Origin of the sequence: Geobacillus sp. E263, from assembly GCF_007197795.1 — a bacterium.
GTDB lineage: Bacteria > Bacillota > Bacilli > Bacillales > Anoxybacillaceae > Parageobacillus_B > Parageobacillus_B toebii.
Map to the genome: position 1 here is coordinate 2143302 of NZ_CP041632.1, position 15736 is coordinate 2159037.

Annotated in this window: 22 protein-coding genes and 2 pseudogenes; 10 read left to right on the forward strand and 14 right to left on the reverse strand. The window is 42.6% G+C overall.

Translation table 11 applies throughout. From position 1 onward, the window contains the following. Positions 1-246 precede the first annotated feature (246 nt). A pseudogene (locus FNL97_RS10950) lies at positions 247-662 on the forward strand (hotdog domain-containing protein). Positions 663-705: 43 nt separating this feature from the next. Here FNL97_RS10950 and FNL97_RS10955 read toward each other — a convergent pair. After that, complete coding sequence (locus tag FNL97_RS10955; RefSeq protein WP_041269624.1) at positions 706-1188, reverse strand: PaaI family thioesterase; 483 nt, start codon at positions 1186-1188, stop codon at positions 706-708. A gap of 97 nt (positions 1189-1285) precedes the next feature. On the opposite strand from FNL97_RS10955, the gene FNL97_RS10960 reads away from it, so the two are divergent. Then, positions 1286-1609, forward strand: coding sequence for a hypothetical protein (locus tag FNL97_RS10960; protein ID WP_286173362.1), 324 nt, complete (start codon positions 1286-1288; stop codon positions 1607-1609). A 17-nt stretch (positions 1610-1626) separates the two neighbouring features. Here the strand turns inward: FNL97_RS10960 and FNL97_RS10965 are convergent. The 6 genes and pseudogenes from FNL97_RS10965 to FNL97_RS10990 form a co-directional block, all read right to left on the reverse strand. Next, a pseudogene (locus FNL97_RS10965) lies at positions 1627-1758 on the reverse strand (VOC family protein); the annotation flags it as partial. Positions 1759-1828: 70 nt separating this feature from the next. After that, positions 1829-1990: a hypothetical protein gene (locus tag FNL97_RS10970; RefSeq protein WP_286173364.1), complete on the reverse strand. Its 162-nt coding sequence runs from the start codon at positions 1988-1990 to the stop codon at positions 1829-1831. A 117-nt stretch (positions 1991-2107) separates the two neighbouring features. Then, entirely contained in the window at positions 2108-3598 is a 1491-nt protein-coding gene (gene glpK / locus FNL97_RS10975) for a glycerol kinase GlpK (RefSeq protein WP_143415801.1), read from the reverse strand. A gap of 18 nt (positions 3599-3616) precedes the next feature. After that, positions 3617-4444 (reverse strand): MIP/aquaporin family protein, encoded by an 828-nt coding sequence (locus FNL97_RS10980; RefSeq protein WP_143415802.1) that lies wholly within the window; start codon positions 4442-4444, stop codon positions 3617-3619. Positions 4445-4686: 242 nt separating this feature from the next. After that, positions 4687-5085, reverse strand: coding sequence for a sporulation protein (locus FNL97_RS10985; protein ID WP_089097123.1), 399 nt, complete (start codon positions 5083-5085; stop codon positions 4687-4689). A 367-nt stretch (positions 5086-5452) separates the two neighbouring features. Further along, positions 5453-5704, reverse strand: coding sequence for a hypothetical protein (locus tag FNL97_RS10990; RefSeq protein ID WP_015863588.1), 252 nt, complete (start codon positions 5702-5704; stop codon positions 5453-5455). Positions 5705-6036: 332 nt separating this feature from the next. Between FNL97_RS10990 and cspD the strand changes: the two genes are divergently transcribed. Both cspD and FNL97_RS11000 read left to right on the forward strand, forming a co-directional pair. Then, positions 6037-6237, forward strand: coding sequence for a cold-shock protein CspD (cspD, locus tag FNL97_RS10995; RefSeq protein ID WP_015863587.1), 201 nt, complete (start codon positions 6037-6039; stop codon positions 6235-6237). A 130-nt stretch (positions 6238-6367) separates the two neighbouring features. Next, on the forward strand, positions 6368-6628 hold the full coding sequence (locus FNL97_RS11000) for a DUF2564 family protein (protein WP_015863586.1): 261 nt from the start codon (positions 6368-6370) through the stop codon (positions 6626-6628). A 37-nt stretch (positions 6629-6665) separates the two neighbouring features. On the opposite strand, the gene FNL97_RS11005 is transcribed toward FNL97_RS11000, so the two are convergent. Next, positions 6666-6884 (reverse strand): zinc-finger domain-containing protein, encoded by a 219-nt coding sequence (locus FNL97_RS11005; RefSeq protein ID WP_015863585.1) that lies wholly within the window; start codon positions 6882-6884, stop codon positions 6666-6668. Positions 6885-6892: 8 nt separating this feature from the next. After that, positions 6893-7558 carry a ribonuclease H family protein gene (locus FNL97_RS11010; RefSeq protein ID WP_062677726.1) on the reverse strand — a complete coding sequence of 222 codons (666 nt, stop codon included), beginning with the start codon at positions 7556-7558 and terminating at the stop codon, positions 6893-6895. Between the two features lie 292 nt (positions 7559-7850). Here FNL97_RS11010 and FNL97_RS11015 point away from each other — a divergent pair, with 292 nt between their 5' ends. Both FNL97_RS11015 and sspL read left to right on the forward strand, forming a co-directional pair. Beyond that, complete coding sequence (locus FNL97_RS11015) at positions 7851-8789, forward strand: DMT family transporter (protein WP_015863583.1); 939 nt, start codon at positions 7851-7853, stop codon at positions 8787-8789. Positions 8790-8853: 64 nt separating this feature from the next. Beyond that, positions 8854-8991, forward strand: coding sequence for a small, acid-soluble spore protein L (gene sspL / locus FNL97_RS11020; protein ID WP_015863582.1), 138 nt, complete (start codon positions 8854-8856; stop codon positions 8989-8991). Positions 8992-9032: 41 nt separating this feature from the next. Here sspL and acnA read toward each other — a convergent pair whose 3' ends face one another. After that, entirely contained in the window at positions 9033-11759 is a 2727-nt protein-coding gene (gene acnA / locus FNL97_RS11025) for an aconitate hydratase AcnA (protein ID WP_062677725.1), read from the reverse strand. Between the two features lie 224 nt (positions 11760-11983). Here acnA and sspO point away from each other — a divergent pair, with 224 nt between their 5' ends. After that, positions 11984-12133, forward strand: a complete 150-nt coding sequence (gene sspO, locus FNL97_RS11030; protein ID WP_062677517.1) for a small acid-soluble spore protein SspO — start codon at positions 11984-11986, stop codon at positions 12131-12133. A gap of 81 nt (positions 12134-12214) precedes the next feature. On the opposite strand, the gene FNL97_RS11035 is transcribed toward sspO, so the two are convergent. Next, a complete protein-coding gene (locus FNL97_RS11035; protein WP_015863579.1) occupies positions 12215-12475 on the reverse strand; it encodes a hypothetical protein in 261 nt (86 codons plus the stop codon). A gap of 125 nt (positions 12476-12600) precedes the next feature. On the opposite strand from FNL97_RS11035, the gene FNL97_RS11040 reads away from it, so the two are divergent. Together FNL97_RS11040 and FNL97_RS11045 are read left to right on the forward strand one after the other, a co-directional pair. Next, positions 12601-12747: a small acid-soluble spore protein P gene (locus FNL97_RS11040; protein WP_015863578.1), complete on the forward strand. Its 147-nt coding sequence runs from the start codon at positions 12601-12603 to the stop codon at positions 12745-12747. A 91-nt stretch (positions 12748-12838) separates the two neighbouring features. After that, positions 12839-13225: an Hsp20/alpha crystallin family protein gene (locus FNL97_RS11045; RefSeq protein ID WP_062677515.1), complete on the forward strand. Its 387-nt coding sequence runs from the start codon at positions 12839-12841 to the stop codon at positions 13223-13225. A 172-nt stretch (positions 13226-13397) separates the two neighbouring features. On the opposite strand, the gene FNL97_RS11050 is transcribed toward FNL97_RS11045, so the two are convergent. After that, positions 13398-14066, reverse strand: coding sequence for a cell wall hydrolase (locus FNL97_RS11050; protein ID WP_143415803.1), 669 nt, complete (start codon positions 14064-14066; stop codon positions 13398-13400). Positions 14067-14327: 261 nt separating this feature from the next. On the opposite strand from FNL97_RS11050, the gene FNL97_RS11055 reads away from it, so the two are divergent. Further along, positions 14328-14762, forward strand: coding sequence for a DUF2621 domain-containing protein (locus tag FNL97_RS11055; protein ID WP_015863575.1), 435 nt, complete (start codon positions 14328-14330; stop codon positions 14760-14762). 50 nt (positions 14763-14812) lie between these two features. Here FNL97_RS11055 and FNL97_RS11060 read toward each other — a convergent pair whose 3' ends face one another. Further along, positions 14813-15301 carry a CcdC family protein gene (locus FNL97_RS11060; protein ID WP_373467268.1) on the reverse strand — a complete coding sequence of 163 codons (489 nt, stop codon included), beginning with the start codon at positions 15299-15301 and terminating at the stop codon, positions 14813-14815. 70 nt (positions 15302-15371) lie between these two features. Continuing rightward, complete coding sequence (locus FNL97_RS11065) at positions 15372-15728, reverse strand: response regulator (RefSeq protein WP_143415804.1); 357 nt, start codon at positions 15726-15728, stop codon at positions 15372-15374. Positions 15729-15736 lie beyond the last annotated feature (8 nt).

A 15736-nucleotide genomic window follows, 5' to 3' on the forward strand; every position in this document is an offset into this window, starting at 1 on the left:
AGTGAACTTATCATCATTACCATTCGTTTTGCCATTGCCGAAATCAAACCGCGCCATTCTTTTTCCCATCACAAATACAAAGCAATCCACGAGCTTCACTGTGTCGGGTCAACGAAAATGGGATCAAAACGCATAATTTTTTATTCATGAATATTGCGCAGCCCCTTAACGATAAAAAAAGAAATCTTTTCATTCGCGAATAGGGTAATATAGAATCTTATCATTTTCAAAAAAAGGGTTGTAGCTATGGCAAAAAACGTCAACTTGCATGGAGCCATAGCTGTAAAAGCGCACCGCCAGCCTGTGATACGTCGCTTGGCGTTCAATTAGTGGAAACAGGCGAAAGATATGCGAAAGGAAAATGGGCGATCGGGTGACATTGGCTAAACGGAAACGGCGGCATCATGGGGGATTTGTCAGTGCGGCGGCCTATATTATGATGGCGTATGCGATTACGACGTTGCTTCATAAAGACCAAACATTTGTCTCGATCAATCTGCATACAACATTCCACCGCCCCGACCGTTGCCGGAGAAGTGGAAGTCGAAGCAAAGGTGGAAAAATTCAGGTGCACTGTTGCCTATCTGACCGCTGTCTTAACGCAAAACGGCAAAGAAGCGGCAAGCGCCGTTTCTTCGGTCATGATCATGCCAAAACGATAAAAAAGCAGGATGGCCTCCTGCTTTTTGTTTGTCAATGGGCGCGCTATTTTTGCCCAAACGTCTTCGGCATCACAACGGCCACGACTTCACCGCGCGCACAAAGTTCTCCATCGGCGAATACTTCCGTCTTTACTTTCCACTTTTTCGGATGAATTTCTTCGACCGTACCGATTGCCTTTAACGGAACTCCATGCGGCGTCGGTTTCAAGAACTCTACGTTCAAAGAAGCAGTTACAAACCGCGGTGGCACTTCTCCATCTCCTGGTTCGTGTCCGTTTTTGCGATGCAGCGCCAGCGCGGCGGAACCAGTTCCGTGGCAGTCGATTAATGACGCAATCAATCCGCCATAAACAAAACCAGGAATAGCGATATGCTCGGGACGTGGCGTATAAATCGTGACCGTTTTCTCCCCTTGCCATCCGGTGCGGAAATGGTGGCCGTGCTCATTCAGCCGCCCGCATCCGTAGCACCAGGCAAATTCCTCTGGATATTCATCTTGAATGGCATGTTTTACTTGTTCTTCCATCATTTCTCCCTCCCCTTTCCTTTTCAGTATATCACAATGAGCACATTACTTCCTTTTTCGTTTATTTTTCTTTACAATAGTGATAGGTTTACAGAGAATGGAAAGGACTACAGCAATGAAAGTGTTAGAAACATATATCGTCGCAGGACTGACCGGTTTGCTGTTTTATCGTCTCCATTCCCCAATTCCATGGATGCTCGGAGCCATTACTGGAATGCTTGTTTGGAAAACGGTCATCAAGCGCCCAGTAGCGGCGCCGAAAGCGTTGTCGATCGGAGGAGATCCCGCAATTGTCAGCTCCTTGCAATTTGTACGTCTTCTTCTTGTCATTATCGTTGTGCCGAACGTGTTGAAATGGGTGTTTCGAAAATTCCCATATATCACCGAAACGCCATGGAAAAACCGCTCTGTTCGAAACTAAAACAGAGCGGTTTCGTTTTACTTAGCCGGTTCATAAAATTCGATCCATTCACCATCCGGTCCAAGGAAGAATAAATATTTCGCCACGTTTGGCAGCGTCGTAATCTCTTCCCATACAAGCGGAACGCCGAGCGAACTTTTTCGATGTTTCGATGTCTTTTACTTGAATGCCGACGTGTTCAAATTTTTTTACTGCCATTATGTTTCTCCCCTTTTTTCATTACTTCCAAGATTGTGAAAATACCGACCGCAAATATGGAGTCATATGTACGATCGAAATTCCTTTTTCCTCTAATTCACAGAAAATGCAGCGGTCAAGCGCATAAGGGCCAGCGGCTTTCCATTCTTCCACTTCCGCAAATGTCAGAAGAAGCGAAAACATCTTCCCTTGCGTATATCCGTATAAGTAGAGGGTACTATTTCTTAAGATTGGAGTTGCTTTTGCATGCAGAAAAACAAAGAAAAAGGGGGCTCTTTTTCATCGGAGAGCCCCTTCTGTTTACTTAAACGCCATCGCGGCTTTCACTGCTTTTTTCCAGCCTGCATAAAGCGCTTCTTGTTTCTCTTTTGCCATTTGCGGTTCGAATTGGCGTTCTAATTGCCATTGAGATGCGATTTCTTTGCGGTCTTTCCAATAACCGACGGCAAGGCCTGCTAAATATGCAGCGCCAAGCGCCGTTGTTTCATTGATGACTGGACGCTCTACCGGAACGCCGAGCATATCGCTTTGGAATTGCATTAAGAAATTGTTTTTCACCGCTCCGCCGTCGACGCGCAACGTTTTTAACGCAATGCCTGAATCCGCTTCCATAGCTGCTAATACATCTTTTGTTTGATATGCAAGCGATTCTAATGTTGCGCGAATGAAATGTTCTTTTGTCGTACCGCGTGTCAAACCAAATACCGCGCCGCGTACATCGCTATCCCAATACGGTGTTCCAAGGCCAACAAATGCCGGTACCACATAAACGCCATCCGTCGAATCAACTTTTTCGGCATACGTTTCACTGTCTGACGCCTTCTTAATCATGCGAAGCCCATCGCGAAGCCATTGAACCGCCGAGCCGGCAACAAAAATGCTTCCTTCTAACGCATATTCGACTTTTCCGTCGATTCCCCATGCGATCGTTGTTAATAAACCATGTTTCGATTGTACTGCTTTTTCGCCTGTATTCATCAACATAAAGCAGCCAGTGCCGTATGTGTTTTTCGCCATTCCTTCCTCAAAGCACGCTTGACCAAACAAAGCTGCTTGCTGGTCGCCGGCCGCTCCAGCGATTGGCACTTCGACGCCAAAGAAATGATACGGGATCGTTTTGGCGTACACTTCCGAAGACGGACGCACTTCAGGAAGCATTGATTTTGGAATGCCCAAAATATTTAGAATCTCATCATCCCATTGCAATGTATGAATATTGAATAAAAGCGTCCGTGAAGCGTTTGAATAATCCGTCACATGGGCGCGTCCGCCGGAAAGCTTCCAAATAAGCCATGTGTCGATCGTACCGAACAATAAATCGCCTTTTTCCGCTTTCTCCCGCGCTCCTTCCACATTGTCTAAAATCCATTTTACTTTTGTTCCGGAAAAATAAGGGTCAATTAATAAACCGGTTTTTTTGCGGAATAGTTCGTCATATCCTTGTTGTTTGAGCTGTTCGCAAATGTCGGCCGTTTGCCGCGATTGCCAAACAATGGCATTGTAAATCGGCAGCCCCGTATGTTTATCCCATACGACCGTCGTCTCCCGCTGGTTCGTAATGCCGATGGCTGCTACTTGCTCCGGCTGCACCGATGCTTCTGACAAGACGGTAGCAATTACCGCTAAAATCGAGCCCCAAATCTCATTAGCGTTATGTTCGACCCATCCTGGCTTTGGAAAATATTGTTTAAATTCCCGTTGCGCGATATGAACAATTTCGCCATTTTTGTTAAACAAAATCGCCCGTGAGCTTGTTGTTCCTTGATCCAGTGACAAAATGTATCGTTCCATCACCAATTCCTCCCCTAATTACATGAATGCATTTTTTGCTTTATTATAGCTATTCGATGTTTTTCCTTGGCTGATGAATGTCAGTGCGAGTACTACTATTATAGCAATAAGCACATACCAAAATTCCGCTGTCATTTTTCCTAGAAAGACAGCTTTGTAAAATAAACCGCCAAACGAACCGCCAAGAATCGGTCCGACAACCGGAACCCATGCGTAAGACCAATTAGACGACCCTTTTCCCGGTATCGGAAGCAAAAAGTGAACGATACGCGGCCCCAAATCCCGCGCCGGGTTAATGGCATATCCTGTCGTTCCGCCAAGGGAAAGACCAATGGCGACAATAAGAAACCCGACGATAAATGGATTTAGCCCATCGGCAAATTTATTGGCGCCAATAGCTAAAATGCCAAGCACTAATACAAACGTGCCAATTATTTCGCTGATTAAGTTTGCGAAATAGTTTGGAACAGCAGGACTTGTTGCAAATACGCCAAGTTTTGCGCCAGGGTCGTCCGTTTCTTTCCAATGAGGCAAATAATGAAGATATACAATGACAGCGCCAACCATTGCACCAAGCATTTGTGCGGCAATGTATTTTGGCACATCTGCCCATGGAAAATCCCCGTTAAACGCTAATGCAAGCGTTAGCGCTGGATTTAAATGAGCGCCGCTAAATTGTCCAACCGCATATGCCGCTACCGCTACAGCCAGCCCCCATCCCATTGTAATAACAATCCATCCGGAATTTTGCGCAAATGATTTTTTTAAGTTTACTCCTGCGCAGACCCCGCCGCCAAAAATAATAAGTAAGGCAGTTCCAACAAGTTCTGCAACAAACGCGGTCATTCTTCTTCCCCCTTGTCACATAACTTTTGTAACTGCTTCCCTGCTTTATCCCTCCGGAGGCAAAACACCATCTTTTTTGAAAGCAGTTACATTTTCCAGCGGAAAACACAAAAACCCACACATTTTCCCTCTGAAAAAAGGGAATATGTGTGGGTCTCCAACATCTCCGCCACCATTATTAACTTACTTATAAAGTTAATAGAAAATGTAAGCGTTGTCAATAGATTTTTTACAACTTTTATTTATCTCGGCAAAATTTGAATATAGTCAAAATCTAGCGTATCCACTCCATCCTCAATATCCAAGCGGGTGATAAACCGATACGAAATTCCAGGCTGTGAAGGAGGAAGCGAATCTGGTATCTGGTACGTAAACGGTATCTGCTTCCTTTGTCCTGCCTCGATCTGAAACGCTCCTGCAACCGGAATTGTTGCGATGACATTATCGATTTCTTTCCCATCGCGCAGCGTTTTTTGGATAAATTCTACATCCAGTTTTTCAATTTTTTGTTCCACCGTGCCGCCGAGAATATGAAGAACCCCCTCAATGCACTCTCCTGGCTGAAATGTGGTTTTATTTAAAATCAAATCGACATACGCCGATCCGACTCCGATTCTTGACATCATTTTACGCAATAACATATGCTACACCTCTTATCTCTTGTTCTTGTTGTTCATCCTATAGTACGATGCAGATTTGAATGTTGTTTCATCATTTGCCTATTATAAAGATAAACAGACCTATGCCTTATGGAAGCAAAGGTCTGTTACGTCTATCCCTGAACCTCTGCGCGACTAAAGTCGGCAGATTCTGACGTACTAAAGAGTTTTTTCAACACCTGCGTGCAGTCCGATAAGCACCCTGGGCAAACACCTTACTAGGGTTATGCGCCCTGTCGGCTCGGTTCAACACCATATCTGGACTTTCATGACTATATGCTTTTGCAGAAAAACCCTATTTTGATACCGCTTACAATAAGTTATAGCGTTGTGTCCTGTTTGTCAACTATTATTCATATACATTTTCGTTTTCAATGATATAGTCGATACGAATGACTGGAATATCGTTTCTTTCCACTTCTGCGACAATTAAGCCAATGCGGTCATTATAAATGCAAAACGTTTCTTGCCCTTTTTTAAACGCCGTTTCACCATAAGAAAGAACCATGTTGTAAATTTTGTTATCGGAAAAATAACGCCGACTGACCCGATTTCCTAAACGAACGATCACTTCTTTACCAGCGATTTTTCCGCGGTACATCCCATTCATCCCCCTTTACGCTCCTACTATTCCAATGTATGGTATATTTCTTCCATTCATTCTTACTTTTTTGCTTTCTAACCAAACTATTTCGAGACGCGAGCGGAAAATCCCTGTTTTTTTAACATTTTATAATTTTTTTCTGAATTTCGCCTTCTTTTCCTTGACGATGCCCTTACATTAGTGTATAGTAGAGTCATCATATAACAGAATATATTTCAAGCATTCATCATGTTTGCTCACCTTAGATGGCTGTGAAGTATATTCCGTTATTTGATAAAAAATCTTTAAGTTAGCCTAAGGGCTAAAGGTATTAGGAGGAATTCAGTATTATGCAACACGGTAAAGTTAAATGGTTTAACAATGAGAAAGGTTACGGTTTTATCGAAGTAGAAGGCGGTTCTGACGTATTCGTTCACTTCACAGCGATCCAAGGTGAAGGGTTCAAAACTTTGGAAGAAGGTCAAGAAGTTTCTTTCGAAATCGTTCAAGGAAACCGTGGACCTCAAGCTGCTAACGTTGTGAAATTATAAGGCGTTCGTTGACATAAACGAAAGAACGTAAGTGAAACAAAAAAGGCCGGCAACACGCTGGTCTTTTTTGTTTTTTATGCGCATATTCCTTCCTATTTGATAAACACTATCCGCTAGGAGGTGTTTGCAAATGGAACGTGACATTCATTCTGGCTATAACGATTTAAAACAAGTAGAAATGTTTGTGGAAACAGCGGAAAAAATGGTAGGTCAAGCAACGATGAGCTTGGATAGAGACATGCTCGAAGGCGCCAAACAAGCGATTGCCAACGCCCACGATCAGCTTTCGCGCGCACGCCGGCAAGCAACTGGCGTTGATGAAGAATTTTTATCACATTATGAACAAAAACTTGCTAAGGCGGAACATCAATTAAATGAGGCATTACGATAAGGAGAAAAAAGGGCTTCCTGCTGTGTGAAGCCCTTTGTTATTTTGATGAACGAGGAGGAGTTGCCATCAACATGGCGCCGTACTGCCGCATTTTCTCGCCGACCGTGCATTGGTTAATGCAAAATGATTGTGCATATGTTTTGCCGTATTCTTTTCGAAACGTGCTTTTTAAAAAACAGCCGTCACAATACATTTGCTGTAATTCATTTAGTTTATCTAATATTTCCTTTCGTTTGTTCACTTTTTTCTCTCTCATTTTATTGCCTACCCTTTCTCTGTAAGTTCCATCATGCTAGTAATCGTTTGGCCTTCCATCGCTTGACGGGCAAGCTGGTCGGCCTCTTTATTTTGCTTGCGTGAAATCGGCTCGTAAATTGGCTGAATTCCTAATTCGTTGATCTTTTCTTCAATACGGTCCAGCCATGCGTTATGGTCATCTTCAAAACACGGCCAATCGCCGGACAATTGCTTCAAGACGACGTGTGAATCGCCTCGGAAAATAACCGGCAAATGATGAACACCGAGCTCCTCGAGCATTTGCATTAAAAACCAAAACGCGGCGTATTCCGCTTCGTTATTCGACTTCAGTTCATCAAGCTGGCGGTTGGCGCGAAGACGATATTGTTCATTGTTTTGCTTATAATAAATCACCACTCCGACTCCGCCCTGCAATGTCTCGTTATCAAAGCCGCCGTCAAAGTAAGCAATGACATCGTGCGGTTCGGTTTCAATTTCTTTCAATAACTTATTTAGTTCTTTTTTCGACCATATGACATTATTTTGGTCAATAAAGCATATTTCCTTTACCCGGCCTGTTTTTTCAAAATCTTCAGCGAATCGCAGCGCTTCTTCAGCGGGTAAAAAATCGGAAGTAAGTACCACTTGCCGTTTTTTCGGCGTAATATATGTCCATTGAATCATAACGTCCAAGCCCTCGTCACCCTTCCGTAATCAATTCCGTGTACAATCTATATCTTACTTTGTATTATACACAATATAGTTCAAAAAACATGTATAGCAGCGGCTTTGTTTCCTCATTACCTATTATTATGCAGCTTTTGTTGCTGTATCAACGTTTTTTGCATAATGTTTCATTGATTTCTATATTGTTGTATAATTTTTCAAAAAAGTGTGTTCTTTTTCATACATTTGTGATACACTACCGTTCGATTATATTTTTATTTGTTGGTTAAAGCAAAGTGAACAAAACGGGGGGATTGGATTGAAAAAACAGTGGATAGCGGATTTTAGCCTTCTTGCCGTCACGTTCGTCTGGGGGGCAACATTTGTCATCGTGCAAAACGCGATTTCTTTTCTTGAACCTCTTTCTTTTAACGCGGTTCGTTTTAGCCTAGCAGGGGCGTTTTTACTTTTATGGCTGATAATTTTTCATCGTTCGCTTTTTCGTCATTATACCTTGCCGCTTGCCCGCGCCGGTATATGGATGGGGTTTTGGCTGTTTAGCGGCTATGCATTTCAAACGGTCGGCTTACTATACACAACCTCGTCAAAAGCGGGATTTATTACCGGACTTAGCGTCGTACTCGTGCCGTTATTTTCTTTTCTCTTTCTAAAACAAAAACCATCCGTCAATGCGTCCATTGGTGCGGTGTTAGCGGCAGTCGGCCTTTATTTTTTAACCATCGGCGATGGCAAATGGATGTTAAACCGCGGAGACGTATTTGTCTTTTTTTGCGCGATTTCGTTTGCGATGCACATCATTACTACAGGAAAATATTCGGCGCGTTATTCCACCATGTTATTAACAATGACGCAAATTTTCACCGTTGCGGTGATGTGTACGATTTTTGCCTTTCTTTTTGAAGACGAAACGCAAATGTGGAATGTGGCGATTTTACAAAAACGTGAAGTATGGACAGCCCTTCTCATTACGTCATTGCTTGCGACAACGGCAGCGTTTTTAATTCAAACCAACTTTCAAAAATATACGACAGCTACCCGCGTCGCTCTTATTTTTGCGATGGAGCCTGTATTTGCCGCGCTGACCGCATACATATGGGCGAAAGAACAGCTAACGGCTTCCGCAATTATCGGCTGCATCGGCATTTTGTGCGGAATGATTTTCGCGGAGCTTCCCATTACTGCTCGAAAAATGGCGGCGTGCAAAATGGAGGCTAACTCACTAAGACAAACGAAGTGATTTTCTTTTTTTGTTTCATATTTTTGTGCAATAAAGGTGATACTATGCCACGGAGGTGAGCGCGATGACAAAGAATGGCGGCAAAAACCGCGGGACAAAAGCTCCTGGCGTGAATCCACAAGGGTTCGGTCAAGATGCGGCATTTACTCCGGATCCAAAAAGCCAACTAGAAAATGCAGCAAAAAAATCGAATACAAAATAAAAAAAGCAGGCTCTTGGCAAGTAAGAGCCTGCTTCGTTATTTTATTTTACTTTTTTTGTTTTTGCGAGTTTTTCACGCAACACCATCGGTAAAATTCCGCCATGGCGATAGTAGTCGATTTCGACTTCACTATCAAAGCGAACGATTACTTCGAATTCTTTTGTTTCTCCTGTATCTGGATTTGTTGCCGTTACTTTGATCAAATCACGCGGTTTGACGTTTTCGTCAATATGCACTTCGAACACTTCTTTGCCCGTTAAACCTAGCGTTTCTGCGTTTTCCCCTTCTTTGAATTGAAGCGGCAATACGCCCATCAATACAAGGTTCGAACGGTGAATGCGCTCGAAGCTTTCCGCGATGACTGTCTTAATGCCAAGCAAGAATGTTCCTTTTGCTGCCCAGTCACGGGAGCTTCCCATTCCGTAATCTTTGCCGGCAATAACGACAAGCCCTGTGCCGTCTTGTTTGTATTTCATGCAAGCATCATAAATCGTCATGACTTCGCCTGTCGGCCAGTAAGTCGTATAACCGCCTTCTGTGCCAGGAGCAATTTGGTTGCGAATGCGAATGTTCGCAAACGTACCGCGCATCATGACTTCATGGTTGCCACGGCGAGATCCGTAAGAGTTGAAATCTTTTGGTTCGACACCTTTAGAGATGAGATATTGGCCAGCTGGCGTGTTTTTACCGATCGCTCCGGCCGGCGAAATATGGTCGGTTGTGACAGAATCGCCGAATTTTCCGATGACGCGCAAGCCTTTAAGCGGTTCGACTTTGCGAACATCCGGAGATAATCCTTCAAAGAACGGCGGATTTTGAATGTAAGTCGAGTTTTCATCCCATTGATAAAGCGGTTCGTCTGTCGTTTCGATTTCATTCCAACGCGGATTTCCGTCGAACACGCGCTCATATTCTTTGCGGAACAATTCCGGTACGACCGTTTGCTTAACGATTTCTTTAACTTCTTCCGTCGAAGGCCAAATGTCGTTAAAGTAAACGTCATTGCCGTCTTTATCTTTGCCGATAGGATCTTTTAACAAGTCAATGTCTACCGTACCTGCTAGCGCATATGCGACAACAAGCGGCGGCGATGCCAAGTAGTTGCCTTTGACTAGCGGATGAATGCGGCCTTCAAAGTTACGGTTACCGGAAAGTACGCTTGTCACAAGCAAGTCGTTTTCCGCAATCGCTTTTTCAAGCTCTGGCGCAAGCGGTCCGGAGTTGCCAATACATGTCGTGCATCCGTAACCGACGATATTAAAGCCGATTTTTTCAAGGTATGGCAGCAATCCGGAATCCCGCAAGTAACCAGTTACGACTTTCGAACCTGGCGCAAGCGATGTTTTTACATATTTCGGAACTTGCAATCCTTTTTCCACCGCTTTTTTCGCTACTAAACCAGCAGCGATTAATACGTACGGGTTCGACGTATTCGTACAGCTTGTAATCGCTGCAATCACAACGGCGCCTGTTTTCATTTTTACTTCTTCGCCGTTTAACGTTACCGTAATTTCTTTATTGAGATCCGCTTCTGTTAAACCGAAGCCTTGGTTTCCTTGCGGAGCTTTTACCGCTTCACGGAACGCTTCTTTCATTTTCGAAAGCGGAATCAAGTCTTGCGGACGTTTCGGTCCAGAAAGATTTGCTTCGATTTCGGATAGGTTAATTTCTACAACATCCGTAAATATTGGCTCTGGAGCATCCGGTGTGTAGAATAAACCGTTCGCTTTGCAGTATGCTTCAACCACTTGTACATGGTGCTCATCGCGGCCCGTTAAGCGCAAATAATCAAGCGCTTCCGCATCGACTGGGAAGAAACCGCATGTTGCACCGTATTCTGGCGCCATGTTTGCAATGGTTGCACGGTCTGCAAGCGGCAATGTTGCCACACCTGGTCCGAAGAATTCAACGAATTTGCCGACAACACCTTTTTTACGAAGCACTTGCGTTACTTTTAAAGCAAGGTCTGTTGCTGTTGTGCCATTTGGCAATTTTCCAGTCAAACGGACACCGATTACTTCTGGTACAGGGAAGTATGAAGGCTGTCCGAGCATGCCAGCTTCTGCTTCAATTCCGCCGACACCCCAACCGAGAACGCCAAGGCCGTTAATCATCGTTGTATGGGAGTCCGTACCGACTAGAGTGTCTGGAAACGCTACGTATTCTCCATTTTCCTCTTCCACAGTATGAACGACATTAGCTAAGTATTCTAAGTTTACTTGATGGACAATTCCGGTTGCTGGCGGAACAGCCCGATAATTGTTAAATGCTTTCTGCGCCCATTTTAAAAATTTATAACGCTCTGCGTTGCGCTGGAACTCTAAGTTCATGTTGTATTCAAGCGCATCGTCCGTTCCGGCCCTGTCAACTTGCACAGAGTGGTCAATAACGAGATCAACCGGAATTTCCGGATTAATTTCATATGGATCTCCGCCCATATCCGCCATCGCTTTACGCATCGATGCTAAGTCAACAACTGCTGGTACACCCGTAAAGTCTTGCAAAATGACGCGCGACGGCTTAAATGGGACATCGATGTCTTTCATCTCCGGTGTTCCCCATTTTGCAAGGTTTTCGACGTGCTCTTTTGTGATCACACGTCCGTCTACTTGTCGAAGTACCGATTCTAGCAATACTTTAATTGAATACGGTAAACGGGAGATGTTACCGATCCCAGCTTCTTCAAGTGCTTGTAAACGGTAATAATTATATTTTTTACCGTTCACTTCAAATGAAGAACGTGCGTTGAAAACGTCTTGTTTTGCCATATGTATTACCCCCTCAATTCAATACTATACTATTTTTTCGAAGCAAAGTCGAAAAAATAGCATGAATTCTCCCAACTCCCGTAAAATTGGTACGCTTTTATCTTATTATAAGGAGGAAAAGTTGTAAATAGAATTTCGAAGGTTTCGTCATATTAATCAACTTCTTGCATGAAAAAAGAATAAGCTTCTTGATCAGTCGCAAACTAGTAGTGGAGGTGAACAAAATGGCAAAGCGGAAAGCGAACCATGTTATCCCTGGAATGAACGCGGCAAGTGCTCAAGGAAAAGGTGCCGGCTACAACGAAGAATTTTCTAATGAACCGCTGACAGAAGCACAACGCCAAAACAACAAAAAAAGAAAAAAGAATCAATAACGATACGTCCGTTTCGTCATCCTGGACTATCGTAAATTTTTGTACAAATAAAAAAGGGAATGTCCTGTCGCGACATTCCCTTTATTGAATTTCATTCACTTCATCGACAATCGCTTGCAAATCGTTGCGAAACTTTTCCAATTGAACGCGCTGTTTTTCTGAAGCTACTTCCATCGCATTATTAATTTGTTCAAACGCTTCGTTTACTTCTTTCTTTAAATGACTTAATTGATGGCCATAATCGGCTTGGTCGCGCACTAAATGATCATACCATTCCTTCGCTTCCATCGTTCCTTTTTGTGCCGCTTGAAATGCTTCCTGTTTATTTTTATGATAAGCCATCGTTACTTCCTCCTTTTATAAATACGGCCATGCATTTATTATCTTTTCAAACATGCCATAAATTATACCGCGAATAAATGAAAGACAATGATGCATGCTAATGAACAAAAGGAGGATAACCAAACATGACAAATAAAAATACAAGCACAGATATGCGAAAAAACGCTCCAAAAGGAGACAATCCGGGGCAGCCAGAGCCGCTAAGCGGATCCAAAAAGGTTAAAAACCGCAACCATACGCGGCAAAAACATAATTCCAGCCATGATATGTAATTAACTATTTTCCGCTCCCACCGCGAACATTTCCCGCGATCATGCATACGATAAACAACAGCGATACTACGAATGCGGGGGAGCTATCCAAGTGCACAAAAATCAAAAGGAAGAGCAAAGCGAACTGCGGCAATGGCTGGAATTGTTATGCAGCGACCCTTATGCATCCATATTAGATGAAACAATTTTTCACGTCGATGTGTTGGAGACGACAGAAGACTATATTATCGAGGCCGAGCTTTCGCATTGTCAAAAAGAAAACATTGTCATACTATGCGAAGACCATTCGCTGACGATTCAAATACAGAAAAATGGGGTAACGGAAAAACAGCGGAATATTTTACTGCCATTCTCGCTTCTGGACAAAAATATTTCCGCCCATTTTTCACCGCCAATTTTAGAAGTTCGGATTAGTAAAGTTGCTCTACAAAACCATTCACCTCAAAATCATATCACAGTAATAGATATAAATGAGTAGGCTCTTATAAGAAGGGCTTTTTTTGTTTACATAATATTTTTATTGAATTGTCTATTCTTTTAATTTTCATAGATAAAATCGAGCCGTTCCGTTCCACACTCTCCTCTATGAAAGAGATAAGCCCGTTGTTACAAAAAAATGAGGATATTCCCAATCTAGGGAATATCCCCATTTATTTTGCAAATACATGATTCCCGATACGAATCGTTACCGATCTTGATAACATCCATTTATCTTTCATAATTTTAGGGTTATAGAAGTACAGCGAACCGCGGCGGTCGTTCGGGAATAGCGATAGTGCTTGATCGACCGCAGCATAATCTTGTTTCGTCGGCTGAATGCGCGTTAGTTTTCCTGTTTTTACAGGAACAAACGCATAACCCGATTTTGTTTTTTGGTAAATGACACCTTTAATGCTCTTTGGAAAAGCAGGATGTTTCACGCGATTTAAAATAACGAGCGCAACTTCCACTTTCCCGGCAAATGGCTCGCTAAAACCGGTTTCCGCATGGACAAGCTGTGCCATTAGTTTTCGTTCTTCTGCACAAATAGAAAATTTCGGCTTTTGGGAAGCAGGTTTCTCTGCTTGCTTCGCCGCTTGAGTTTTTACAAGCTGCGGCACTTTGATTGTTTCGCCGACAATAAGAACATCGCTTTTTCGATGATTTAATGATTTTAACACAGAAGTGGTTGTTTTATATGTTTTCGCAATCTTGTAAAGCGAGTCGCCTTTCTTCACCTTATAGTATGTATAAGTTGTTGCCGCATCTGTTGAATAAGAGGTAAAGCCAACGACCATACAGCAAACTACCGCGAGTGTTGCAAGAGTTTTTTTCATCATTATTCTATCCTCCTCATAGTTGCCTTTTGGTTTGTCGTCTGCTTGTAATAGATTAGCATGTTTATAGATACATATCACTGGTTTCTATTTCCATTCGACTGCTATAACAATAGTCCAGATATTGACACATAAAGGATTGCGGCATTTCTTTACATTTGCATTACATTTTCGTAACAATGTGATAAAAACATGCTTATCTTGCCAAAAACCGCTTTTTTCGCAATAATGGTTGATAGATTGGAATTCGTTGAGGTGGGAATGATGCTAAAAGGTTGGTTTCTTTGGTTTATATTGTTTTGGAGCGTTTTTTTGCTTGTCACCATGTCGATCGGTGGTTTTTTTATGTTTCGCAAATTTTTAAAACGGCTGCCAAAAGAAGATGGGAAATCGGAACTAGATTGGCAGGAATATTATATTGAGCAGACACGGCATTTATGGGGAGAAGAAGAAAAGGCGCTTTTAGAGGAATTAGTAAAACCGGTTCCTGAATTGTTTCGCGATGTCGCTCGGCAAAAAATTGCTGGAAAAATCGGGGAACTCGCGCTTCAAGAAAACGCTTCTCGAATTACAAAAGATTTAATTATTCGCGGTTACATTATAGCAACCCCAAAACGCGACCATAAATTTTTAATAAAAACATTAAAAGAAAAACAAATTAATATCGCTCCTTATGAACATTTGCTGCAAAGCAAATAAGCTGATTGCAAGAAAAAAGCGGGACGCATCTCCCGCTTTTTTCTCTTATTTTATGTTATTAAAATGGGCGGTTGGTGTTTTAAACGCCGTTCTAATTTTTTATACGTAATATACATTGCAACACGCCACGGCACAATCATTGAAAAAGCAAGCAAATAAAACATCCCGCTTAATTGGCGATAGTCAATGGTTCTTCCTAAGTATGTTTTTAAGCCAAGACGAATGACAATCAAACCGACTAAAATGAAGATAAACGCTTTCGAGCGCTTTAAGTAAATTTTTCCATTTATGATTTCAAATTTCGACGTTTTAATTAAGAAGATGGAAAAAAATGCTCCTAAAACGACCGCCTCAATCAGTTCTCCTTTCGTTACGCGAAATACTGGGTCGATAAACATCAAAGCCCCTGTGCTCATAAATATTGGAGGTAAAATAATTTTTTTGGCGTTTGTCGGTTTATTCGATGCTTTCATCCTCACAAACAAAACGAGCAATGCCATGAATACTGCAACGATTGAACTTACGATAGCCAAACACATCATCCTCTTCATTCAAGTGTATGATAATGTATTATAACAAAAAGCAACAAATCTTGCATATGCATATTGCTTATAATAAACGCGCCACCGCTTCGATCACGCGGCTTTCTTCAAACGGCTTCACAATAAAATCAGCCGCTCCTGCTTCGATCGCCTCTACAACCATGCGCCGCTGCCCCATTGCTGAACACATAATAATTTTCGCATTTGCATCTTCTTGTTTGATCGCACGCACAGCTTCGATCCCATTCATCACAGGCATCGTAATATCCATCATGACGATATCCGGTTTTAATCTCTGATACAGTTCCACTGCCTCTTTCCCGTTTTCCGCTTCTCCAATAATTTCATGGTTCGCTTTTTTCAAAATGGTGGATAACGTCATTCTCATAAATTTTGCATCATCAACAATGAGAATTTTTGCCATGACTCCTT